Annotated in this window: 12 protein-coding genes; 10 read left to right on the top strand and 2 right to left on the bottom strand. The window is 70.5% G+C overall.

Annotated elements, in window-relative coordinates:
* A partial coding sequence (locus A5714_RS02490; protein WP_304528497.1) for a carboxyl transferase domain-containing protein occupies positions 1 to 679 on the top strand: 679 nt, incomplete at its 5' end.
* Between the two features lie 5 nt (positions 680 to 684).
* Here A5714_RS02490 and A5714_RS02485 read toward each other — a convergent pair.
* Complete coding sequence (locus tag A5714_RS02485; RefSeq protein WP_068282433.1) at positions 685 to 1,035, bottom strand: PE-PGRS family protein; 351 nt, start codon at positions 1,033 to 1,035, stop codon at positions 685 to 687.
* A gap of 74 nt (positions 1,036 to 1,109) precedes the next feature.
* Between A5714_RS02485 and A5714_RS02480 the strand changes: the two genes are divergently transcribed.
* Both A5714_RS02480 and A5714_RS02475 read left to right on the top strand, forming a co-directional pair.
* A complete protein-coding gene (locus A5714_RS02480; protein WP_068282428.1) occupies positions 1,110 to 1,892 on the top strand; it encodes an SDR family oxidoreductase in 783 nt (260 codons plus the stop codon).
* A gap of 197 nt (positions 1,893 to 2,089) precedes the next feature.
* On the top strand, positions 2,090 to 3,388 hold the full coding sequence (locus tag A5714_RS02475; RefSeq protein ID WP_068282425.1) for a glycosyltransferase: 1,299 nt from the start codon (positions 2,090 to 2,092) through the stop codon (positions 3,386 to 3,388).
* Here A5714_RS02475 and A5714_RS02470 read toward each other — a convergent pair.
* Positions 3,351 to 4,100, bottom strand: coding sequence for a dienelactone hydrolase family protein (locus A5714_RS02470; protein WP_068282422.1), 750 nt, complete (start codon positions 4,098 to 4,100; stop codon positions 3,351 to 3,353). The two genes, A5714_RS02475 and A5714_RS02470, sit on opposite strands and share 38 nt — an antisense overlap.
* Positions 4,101 to 4,247: 147 nt before the next feature.
* On the opposite strand from A5714_RS02470, the gene A5714_RS02465 reads away from it, so the two are divergent.
* From A5714_RS02465 to A5714_RS02435, 7 genes are all read left to right on the top strand, one after another.
* On the top strand, positions 4,248 to 5,048 hold the full coding sequence (locus tag A5714_RS02465; RefSeq protein ID WP_068282419.1) for a thymidylate synthase: 801 nt from the start codon (positions 4,248 to 4,250) through the stop codon (positions 5,046 to 5,048).
* The gene (locus A5714_RS02460) at positions 5,045 to 5,569 is read left to right on the top strand and encodes a dihydrofolate reductase (RefSeq protein ID WP_068282417.1); all 525 of its coding nucleotides are present in this window, start codon (positions 5,045 to 5,047) and stop codon (positions 5,567 to 5,569) included. The genes A5714_RS02465 and A5714_RS02460 overlap by 4 nt, the downstream gene beginning before the upstream one ends.
* Before the next feature lie 66 nt (positions 5,570 to 5,635).
* Positions 5,636 to 6,334: a DivIVA domain-containing protein gene (locus A5714_RS02455; protein ID WP_068074677.1), complete on the top strand. Its 699-nt coding sequence runs from the start codon at positions 5,636 to 5,638 to the stop codon at positions 6,332 to 6,334.
* Positions 6,335 to 6,386: 52 nt separating this feature from the next.
* A complete protein-coding gene (locus tag A5714_RS02450) occupies positions 6,387 to 7,607 on the top strand; it encodes a winged helix-turn-helix domain-containing protein (RefSeq protein WP_068282415.1) in 1,221 nt (406 codons plus the stop codon).
* Positions 7,608 to 7,686: 79 nt separating this feature from the next.
* A complete protein-coding gene (gene thyX / locus A5714_RS02445) occupies positions 7,687 to 8,439 on the top strand; it encodes an FAD-dependent thymidylate synthase (protein WP_068282412.1) in 753 nt (250 codons plus the stop codon).
* A gap of 61 nt (positions 8,440 to 8,500) precedes the next feature.
* Positions 8,501 to 9,403: a 4-hydroxy-tetrahydrodipicolinate synthase gene (dapA, locus tag A5714_RS02440; RefSeq protein ID WP_068074745.1), complete on the top strand. Its 903-nt coding sequence runs from the start codon at positions 8,501 to 8,503 to the stop codon at positions 9,401 to 9,403.
* 31 nt (positions 9,404 to 9,434) lie between these two features.
* The coding region (locus A5714_RS02435; protein ID WP_068282439.1) for a ribonuclease J at positions 9,435 to 10,718 on the top strand (1,284 nt) is incomplete at its 3' end.

The following is a 10,718-nucleotide window of genomic DNA, read 5'->3' as shown; positions in this document are numbered from 1 at the left end:
CTACGACGTGCACCGCGCGATCGAGTCGATCGTCGACGTCGGTTCCGCGCTGGTGCTGCGGGCGGACTACGGCGTCGGGATCGTCACCGCGCTGGTCCGGGTGGAAGGCGTGGCCTACGGGCTGATCGCCAACAGCACCCACCACCTGGGCGGCGCCATCGACGCCGAGGCCGCCGACAAGGCGGGCGACTTCCTCGCGCTGTGCGAGTCGTTCCGGTTGCCGATCATCGCGCTGTGCGACACACCGGGCTTCATGGTGGGGCCCGAGGCGGAGAAGGAGGCCGCGGTGCGCCGGTTCGGCCATCTGTTCGTGGTCGGCGCGCAGCTGACGGTGCCGCTGGGCATGATCATCTTGCGCAAGGCCTACGGGCTCGGCGCGATGGCGATGGCCGGCGGGTCCTTCCGGGCGCCGCGATTCACCGTCGCGTGGCCGACCGGCGAGATCGGGGGAATGGGCCTCGAGGGCGCCGTGCGGCTCGGCTTCAGCAAGGAACTCGCCGCCGTCACCGATCCGGGCGAACGCCAGCAGCTCTTCGAGCGCCTGGTAGCGGGCGCCTACGACCACGGCAAGGCGTTACGCGCCGCCACCACGTTCGAACTGGACGACGTCATCGACCCCGCCGCCTCCCGGGCCTGGATCGCCAGGCTGCCGAGAGGCGCGGGCGCAGCGAGCAGGTGAGGGGCTCAGGCGTGGCCGGAGCCGCAGCCGACACCGGGAAGGCATCCGCTGCCGCCCGGGATTCCGCCCGGCCCGGCGTTCTGGCCGCCACCGCCGCAGCCGACGCCGGGGACGCAGCCCTGCCCGCCGGGTCCGCCGCCCGGGCCGTTGAATTGGCCGCCGCCACCGCAGTTGCCGTTCCCGTCGCAACCGCCGCCGCCCGGGTCGTCCTTGAACACGACGTGGGTCGGCGCGCCCGACACGGACGCCGGGCCGGCCGCGATGACGTCAGCGGTCGCGGCCGGAGCTGCGGCGATCGCGGCGGCGGCTGCCCCGGCGGCAGCAAGGGTTTTCGCAAAGGTTAATTTCGCTAACATGCGTGTCGCATACCACTAAAACTTCGGGACAAACATCTTCAGTTAACCGATTTACGCGAGAGAAGGCGCACTCTATGACCTCATTGGATTTGACCGGCCGCACCGCGATCATCACGGGCGCCTCGCGTGGAATCGGCCTCGCCATCGCTCAGCAACTCGCCGCCGCGGGCGCCAGCGTCGTCCTCACCGCCCGCAAGCAGGAAGCGGCCGACGAGGCGGCGGTGCAGGTGGACGGGCAGGCCCTGGGCGTCGGAGCGCACGCCGTCGACGAGGAGGCCGCCCGCCGCTGCGTCGACATCGCCTTGGAGCGGTTCGGCAGCCTGGACATCCTGGTCAACAACGCCGGCACCAACCCGGCGTTCGGCGCCCTGATCGACCAGGACCACGCCCGGTTCAGCAAGATCTTCGACGTCAACTTGTGGGCGCCGCTGTTGTGGACCTCGCTCGCCGTGAAGGCGTGGATGGGCGAGCACGGCGGGGCCATCGTCAACACGGCCTCCATCGGCGGGCTGCATCAGTCGCCGGGAATGGGCATGTACAACGCGACCAAAGCGGCGCTGATCCACGCCACCAAGCAACTGGCCCTGGAACTTTCACCGCGGGTGCGGGTCAACGCCATCGCACCGGGCGTCGTCCGCACCCGGCTCGCCGAGGCGCTGTGGAAGGACAATGAGGACCCGCTCGCGTCGTCGATCGCGCTGGGACGCATCGGCGAGCCCGCGGACGTGGCCGCCGCGGTGGCGTTCCTGGTGTCGGACGCGGCCAGCTGGATCACCGGCGAAACCATGGTGATCGACGGCGGCCTGCTGCTCGGCGCCGCGCAGGGATTCCAGGCGCGGCCCGGCGGTTCGCAGTGACGATCGCCTGCAGCGCCCGCTGACGACTGCGGGGCCATGATCGCGGGCCAGCGTTGTGGTCGCGATGATTCTTAGGTTGCGCGGCGCCGGACCTCTGGTTTCGCCGTTCGGTGAGAAGTCCCGGCCTCGCGGGGGTAATCCCGCAGAGACGCCGACGCTAAGGTCGGCCGATCAACCTGCGGAAGTGAGTCGCCGAATTGCGTGTCCTGCTCTCGACCTACGACTCCCGCGGGGGCGTCGAGCCGCTGGCGGGACTCGCGCTGCAGCTGCAGGCCCGCGGCGTCGAGGTGCTGGTCTGCGCGCCGCCGGACGAGGAGTTCGCGACCCTGCTGGGCGATGTCGGTGTCCCGCTGGCGCCCTTCGGGGAGCCGCTGCGCGCGATGAAGACGGGCCCGTTGCCGTCGGAGGAGGACCTGCGCCGGCACCTCGACGGGCTGATCGCCGTTCAATTCGACACGGTGGCGACCGCGGCCGCGGGATGCGACGCGCTGGTGTCTACCGGCTTTCCGCCCGTCTCGGCGGCCGTGCGGTCGGTGGCCGAGGCAATCGGCGCCGACTACGTCTACGCCAGCTACCAGCCGACCATCTTGCCGTCGCCGCACTTCCCGCCGCCCGCCTACGCCAACGGCGCGTTCCCGGTGGGGCTGATCGACCACCGGGTGCTCTGGCAGGTCGACGCGCAGTCCATGCAGACGCTGTTCGGCGCCGTGCTCAACGGTCACCGGGCGGCGATCGGGCTGCCGCCGGTGGACAACGTGCGTGACTACGGGATCACCGGCCGGCCGTGGCTGGCGGTCGACCCGACGCTGGGGCCGTGGCAGCGGCCCAGCGACATCGAGGTGGTGCAGACCGGCGCGTGGTTGCTGCCCGACCGGCGTCCGCTGGCCCCGGACTTGACGGCGTTCCTCGACGCCGGCGAAGCGCCCGTCTACGTCGGATTCGGCAGCATGCCCATGCGCGCCTCGCGGGACGTCGCCCAGGTGGCCATCGAGGCGGTCCGCGCGCAGGGCCGCCGTGTGGTACTCGCCCAGGGGTGGGCAGACCTGGCCCCGGTCGACGACTCAGACGACTGCTTCGCGGTCGGCGAGGTCAACCAGCAGGCGCTCTTCGCGCGGGTGGCGGCCGTCGTGCACCACGGCGGTGCCGGCACCACCACCACGGCCGCGCGGGCCGGGGCGCCGCAGGTGCTGATCCCGCAGGGCGCCGATCAGCCCTACTGGGCCGGCCGGGTGACCCGCCTGGGAATCGGCGCCGCGCACGACGGCCCCATTCCCAGCGTCGAGTCCCTGTCGGCGCCGCTGCGGGCGGTCCTGACGCCCGAGGCGCGGGCACGGGCGCGCGCCGTGGCGTCGGCCGTGCGCAGCGACGGTGCGGCGCTGGCCGCGGCGCTGCTGGTCGACGAGGTGACCCGCCGTAAATCCGCGTCCAGCGACACCGCCGACCCGCGGTCGAACCCGCCTAGCGAGGCAGCGCCGAGCCGAAGACGTCCGTCATAGCCTGCCAATGCCGCTCGGCCGCGGCGGCGTCGTAGGGGCCGTTGTCGGGGACCGCGAAGCCGTGGCCCGCCGCGTACCACTCGATGGTGTGCGGCACGCCGGCCGCCGTCAGCGCCTTGTCCAGCTGCTCGGCGTGATCGGGCGTGAACGACGCGTCGTCCTGCGCACCGCCCACGTAAATCGTGGCGCTGATCCGGTCCGCCAGCAGGTGCGGGCTGTCGTCGGCGTCGGTCACCAGGCCGCCGCCGTGGAAGGACGCCGCCGCGGCGACCCGATCCGGGACCCGGCCCGCCACCACCAGCGACGTGCGCCCGCCCATGCAATAGCCGCACACGCCGAATCGTTCACCGCTCACCTCCGGGCGGGCGGCAAGATAATCGAAGAAAACCGAAGCGTCGCTTGCCATCCGATCCGGGGTGACGCTGCCGATCAGGCGGAAAAGCCGCTTGCGCTCCTGCTCGTCGGCAAATACCGTCGCCATGTCGAACGGGGCCCAGTCGGGATCGCGGTAGTACACGTCCGGGAGCAGCACGGTGTAGCCGTAGTCGGCCAGTTTGGCCGCCATCTGCTGGAAGGTGTCGCGCACGCCGCCCGCGTCCGGGTACATGATGACGCCGGGCCACGGGACCTGCGATTCCGGGCCGCCCGGGGTGAACAGGTGCACCGTGCAGATGCCGTCGGGGGTGGTGATGGTGTCGATGACGTTGGGCATCCACTCGTTCTACTCCGCACGATCGCCGACCAATGCACCGCGTCGTTTCGCCGCGGAATTGGAGGGCGTCGACCCGCCCCCGCAAGCGGGAGGTGCCCCCACGCGCGCCGGCTTCGCCGCGCTTGCGATCGCCGCTAAGCTGACCGCGTGCCGATTCCCACCCCCTACGAGGACCTGCTGCGCCTGGTGCTCGAACGGGGCACGGCCAAATCCGACCGCACCGGCACCGGCACCCGCAGCCTGTTCGGCCAGCAACTGCGCTACGACCTGTCGGCCGGCTTCCCGCTGCTCACCACCAAAAAGGTGCACCTCAAATCGGTGGTCTACGAGTTGCTGTGGTTTCTGCGCGGTGATTCCAACGTCGAATGGCTGCAACGCAACGGCGTCACCATTTGGGACGAATGGGCAAGCCCCACAGGCGATCTCGGCCCCGTCTACGGCGTGCAATGGCGGTCTTGGCCGACGCCGACGGGCGAGCACGTCGACCAGATCAGCGCGGCACTCGAGTTGCTGCGCACCGACCCCGACTCACGGCGCATCATCGTCTCGGCGTGGAACGTCGGCGAAATCCCGCAGATGGCGCTGCCGCCGTGCCACGCGTTCTTCCAGTTCTACGTCGCCGACGGGCGGTTGAGCTGCCAGCTCTACCAGCGCAGCGCCGACCTCTTCCTTGGCGTGCCGTTCAACATCGCCAGCTACGCGCTGCTCACCCACATGATGGCCGCCCAATCAGGCTTGGCCGTCGGCGAATTCGTGTGGACCGGCGGTGACTGTCACATCTACGACAACCACGTCGAGCAGGTGCGGTTGCAGCTCACCCGCGAACCGCGACCGTACCCGCAACTGGTTCTGGCGCAACGAGATTCGATCTTCGACTACACCTACGAGGACGTCGTCGTCACCAACTACGATCCGCACCCGGCAATCAAAGCGCCCGTCGCCGTATGACGTCCTCGGTGGGCCTGGTGTGGGCCCAGTCGACGTCTGGCGTCATCGGTCGCGGTGGCGGCATCCCCTGGGACGTGCCTGAGGACCTCGTCCGCTTCAAGGAGGTGACCCTGGGGCACCCGGTGGTGATGGGCCGGCGCACCTGGGAGTCGTTGCCGGCCAGGGTGCGGCCGCTGCCCGGCCGCGAAAACATCGTGTTGTCGCGCCGGGATGACTTCGCCGCAGCGGGGGCCCAAGTGGTCGACTCGCTGGACGCGGCGCTGGCGGCCGCCCAGGGCGGTGGCACCGACACCTGGGTGATCGGCGGCGAGCAGGTCTACGTGCTCGCCCTGCCGCTCGCCAGCCGGTGCGAGGTCACCGAGGTCGACATCGAACTGCCGCGCGACGACGACGACGCGCTGGCGCCCGTGCTCGACGACTCCTGGCTGGGCGAGACGGGGGAGTGGCTCACCAGCCGCTGCGGGCTGCGGTATCGCTTCCACAGCTACCGTCGGCCCGCGAACCCGACCGCCCACACCTGACATACTCGGACACGGGGGTCGATCACCAACACGTCTAGCAGGCGTTATCTGGAAGGAGAACCATCAGTGATATCCGAACCTGCCAAGACGTTTTCTCGCAAGTTCATGGGCTACGACCAAGCCGCGGTCGACGCGCACGTCGAGACGCTGACGGCCAAACAACGGCTGCTCATCGACGACGTCGAAAGCCTGCGGGCCCGGTTACAGGAATCCGGCGAGGAAGCGGCCGCGTTGCGCAAGGAGGTCGCCGTCCTGACGGACACCTCGCCCTCGCCGCACGCGGTACAGCAACGGATGGCCAAGATGCTGCGGCGCGCGGTCGACGAAATCGCCGAGATGCAAGCCGAGGCGCGGGCCGAGGCGGAGGCGCTGATCGCGGCGGCCGAGGCCGAGGCCGAGGCGGCCGAACGCAAGCGCGACGAGGTGCTGGCGGACATGGCCGCGCAACGCGAGGCCTTGGAGGCCGAATACGAGGAGACCCGCAAACAGCTGGAGGCCGAGTTGGCCGCCCTGCGCAACGACGCGCAGCAGGCCCGCGAACAGCTTCTTGCCGAGGCGAAGCAGAAGGCCGACCGGGACCGCGAGGAGGCTCGGCGGGCGGTCGAAGAGGCCACTGCGCAACGCATCGCGGTGCTCGAAAAGCTGATGGTCGTCTACCGCGACCTGGAGCCGGTGCCGGCCGCCCTGGAATCGGCGTACCAGGAACGACAGGGCGAGCCGGCGAACGGCGCGGCCGCGTCGGGGCAGAAGGTCGGCGCGCGGTGAGTGCGCTCGCGGCGTCGCTGAACCCGTCCTGAGTAACGGTAGTCTCAGCGGCGTGTCGACTCAGCGGCTGTCCGTCGCCCAGGCGCGGCGGATAGCCGTTGCGGCGCAAGGCTTTACCGATGCCAAGCCGACCGGTCCGGTCACGCGCGCGCACCTGAAACGGTTGATGGCGCGCATCCAGGTGCTGCAACTGGATTCGGTGTCGGTGGCCGTTCGCGCGCACTACGCGCCGGTGTTCAGCCGGCTCGGCCCCTACGACCGCGACGTCCTGGACCGCGCGGCCTGGGGTCCGCGCTCGGCGCGGCTGCTGGCCGAATACTGGGTGCACGAGGCCGCGCTGGTCACCGTCGACGACTGGCCGCTGCTGCGCTGGCGGATGCGCCAGTACCGGCACGGCCGGTGGGGCACCCACATCGTCAAGGAGAATCCACAGCTCGTCAACGATGTGGTGGCCGCCGTCGCCGAATTGGGGCCCAGCACCGCCGGGCAGATCGAAGCCCACCTGGCCGCCGAGCCGCGCCGGAAGAAAGGCACGTGGTGGACCCGCAGCGACACCAAGTGGGTCGCCGAGGCGCTGTTCGCGGCCGGCGTGCTCACCACCGCCACCCGGGTCGGGTTCGCGCGGCACTACGACCTGTCCGAGCGTGTGCTGCCCGCTGACGTGCTGGCCCGCCAGGTCGACGACGACGAGGCGGTGCGCCAATTGGTGCTGCGCGCCGCGACCGCGCTCGGCGTGGGCACCGAGGCCGACATCCGCGACTACTTCCGGCTCTCCGCCCGTCAGGTCAAGCCCGCACTCGCCGACCTCGTGTCGGCCGGAGAGGTCGAACAGGTCAGCGTCGACGGTTGGCCCGCGCCGGCGTACCTGCGGGCCGGCCGAACGGTGCCCCGCCGCGACCGGGGCACCGCGCTGTTGTGCCCGTTCGATCCGCTGATCTTCTTCCGGCCCCGCGTCGAGCGGCTGTTCGACTTCCATTACCGCATCGAGATCTACACCCCGGCCGCCAAGCGCCAATACGGCTACTACGTCTGGCCGCTGCTGATGGACGGGCAGCTGGTGGCCCGGGTCGACCTCAAGGCGGATCGGGCGGCCGACTCGCTGCGCGTCGTGGGCGCGTTCGGCGAACCCGAGGTGTCGCGGCCCCGCGTCGCCGAGGCGCTGGCCGGCGAGCTGGAATCCATGGCGTCATGGCTCGGGTTGGGCGGGGTCAGCGTGGCCGACCGCGGCGATCTCGCCGCCGAGCTCCGCGCCGCCGCCAAGCGCGCCGGCTGATCGCGGCGCGTCGGCGCCGCGGACGCGAGGGGTCCGGCTGAGTTGGGGATCCCGGAGGCCGCCCGGCTAGGGTGAGCCCGTGGCCGAGACCGCGCCGCTGCGGGTGCAGCTGATCGCCAAAACCGAGTTCGTGGCGCCGCCGGACGTGCCGTGGGACACCGACGCCGACGGCGGCCCGGCGCTCGTCGAGTTCGCGGGCCGGGCCTGCTACCAGAGCTGGTCCAAGCCGAATCCGCGCACCGCCAGCAACGCCGGATACATCAAACACATCATCGACGTCGGGCACTTCTCGGTGCTCGAACACGCCAGCGTCTCCTTCTACATCACCGGCATCTCGCGGTCGTGCACGCACGAACTCATCCGGCACCGCCACTTCTCCTACTCCCAGCTCTCGCAGCGCTACGTGCCGGAGAACGACTCGCGCGTCGTCGTCCCGCCCGGCATGGAGGACGATCCCGAGCTCGTCGAGATCCTCACCGCGGCCGCCGACGCCAGCCGCGCCACCTACGCCGAGCTGCTCGCCAAGCTGGAGGCCAAGTTCGCCGACCAGGCCACCGCGGTGCTGCGCCGCAAGCAGGCCCGCCAGGCCGCCCGCGCGGTGCTGCCCAACGCCACCGAGACCCGCATCGTCGTGACGGGCAACTACCGCGCGTGGCGGCACTTCATCGCCATGCGCGCCAGCGAGCACGCCGACCTCGAGATCCGCCGGCTGGCCATCGAGTGCCTGCGGCAGCTGACCGGCGCCGCACCGGCGGTGTTCGCGGACTTCGAGATCTCGACCCTGGCCGACGGCACCGAGGTCGCGACCAGTCCACTGGCCACCGAGGCCTGACTCCCGCGCGGTGCCCGCGTGGGTGCTAAACACCTTGCCGCCGCCAGGTAACCTGAACACCGTGAGCACCGTCGGATTTGACGCCCCGGCGCGGTTGGGAACCGTCTTGACCGCGATGGTGACTCCATTCGGCCCCGACGGCTCGGTCGATACCGCAGCGGCGGCGCACCTGGCCAATCATCTGGTGGACGCGGGCTGCGACGGCCTGGTGGTATCCGGCACCACCGGCGAGTCCCCGACCACCACCGACGACGAGAAGCGCGAACTGCTCCGCGCCGTGCTGGAGGCCGTCGGCGACCGCGCGCGGGTCATCGCCGGCGCCGGCAGCTACGACACCGCGCACAGCGTGCGGCTCGCCACGGCGGCCGCGGCCGAGGGCGCCCACGGCCTGCTGGTGGTCACCCCGTACTACTCGAAACCGCCCCAGACCGGTCTGTTCGCGCATTTCACCGCCGTCGCCGACGCGACGGACCTGCCGGTGCTGCTCTACGACATCCCCGGGCGGTCCGTCGTTCCGATCGAGCCGGACACCATCCGGGCGCTGGCGGCGCACCCGAACATCGTGGGCGTCAAGGACGCCAAGGCCGACCTGCACAGCGGCGGGCAGATCATCGCCGAGACCGGGTTGGTCTACTACTCCGGAGACGACGCGCTGAACCTGCCCTGGCTGGCCATGGGCGCCACCGGTTTCATCAGCGTGATCTCCCACGTGGCCGCGGGTCAGCTTCGGCAACTGTTGTCCGCCTTCGGTTCCGGTGACGTCGCCACCGCCCGCAAGGTCAACGCCGCCGTCGCCCCGCTGTGCAACGCGATGGCCCGGCTGGGCGGGGTGACGATGTCGAAGGCCGGCCTGCGCCTGCAAGGCGTCGACGTCGGTGATCCCCGACTGCCGCAGATGCCGGCGACCACCGAGCAGATCGAGGCGCTCGCCGCGGACATGCGCGCGGCCTCGGTGCTCGGATGAGCCGGGAAACGAACCAAAGGGTGGCTCGCCAGTGGATGTAGACCTCGCTCCACCAGGTCCGTTGGCCGCCGGTGGGTTGCGGGTCACCGCGCTGGGCGGGATCAGCGAGATCGGCCGCAACATGACGGTCCTGGAGCATTTGGGCCGTCTGTTGATCATCGACTGCGGGGTGATGTTCCCCACCCACGACGAGCCGGGTGTCGATCTGATCCTCCCGGACATCCGCCACATCGAACACCGGCTCGACGACATCGAGGCGCTGGTGCTCACCCACGCCCACGAGGATCACATCGGCGGCATCCCCTTCCTGCTCAAGCTGCGCCCGGACATCCCGGTCGTCGGGTCGAAGTTCACGCTGGCGTTGGTCGCCGCCAAGTGCCGGGAACACCGCCTCAAGCCGGCGTTCGTCAAGGTCGCCGAGGGGCAACGAAGCACGCACGGTGTCTTCGAATGCCAGTACTTCGCCGTCAACCATTCCATCCCCGACGCGTTGGCGATCGCCGTACACACCGGCGCGGGAACGCTCCTGCACACCGGCGACATCAAGCTCGATCAGCTGCCGCTCGACGGCCGGCCCACCGACCTGCCGGGCATGTCCCGCCTCGGCGACGCCGGGGTGGATCTGTTCCTGTGTGACTCCACCAACGCCGAGGTTCCCGGGGTCGGGCCGTCGGAAAGCGAAGTGGGCCCGACGCTGCACCGGCTGATCCGCGGCGCCGACGGGCGCGTCATCGTGGCGTGCTTTGCGTCCAACGTCGACCGCGTGCAGCAGATCATCGACGCGGCGGTGGCCCTGGGCCGGCGGGTGTCGTTCGTCGGACGGTCGATGGTGCGCAACATGGGCATCGCCCGTGAACTGGGTTTTCTGCGGGTGGCGGATTCGGACGTCATCGACATCGGCGCCGCCGAGATGATGCCACCCGAACGGGTGGTGCTGATCACCACCGGCACCCAGGGCGAGCCGATGTCGGCGCTGTCGCGGATGTCGCGCGGTGAGCACCGCAGCATCACGCTGACCTCCGGCGACCTCGTGGTCCTGGCCTCGTCGCTGATCCCGGGCAACGAGGAGGCGGTCTACGGCGTCATCGACGAGCTCGCCAAGATCGGTGCCCGCGTCGTCACGAACGCCCAAGCGCGCGTGCACGTTTCGGGGCACGCCTACGCCGGCGAGCTGTTGTTCCTCTACAACGGTGTGCGGCCCCGCAACGTGATGCCGGTGCACGGAACCTGGCGGATGCTGCGGGCCAACGCCAAGCTCGCGGCGCGCACCGGCGTGCCAGAGGAGTCGATCCTGTTGGCGGAGAACGGCGTCAGC

This window comes from Mycobacterium sp. E2462, assembly GCF_001672685.1.
GTDB lineage: Bacteria > Actinomycetota > Actinomycetes > Mycobacteriales > Mycobacteriaceae > Mycobacterium.
This window is presented reverse-complemented; position numbering and strand designations above follow the sequence as displayed.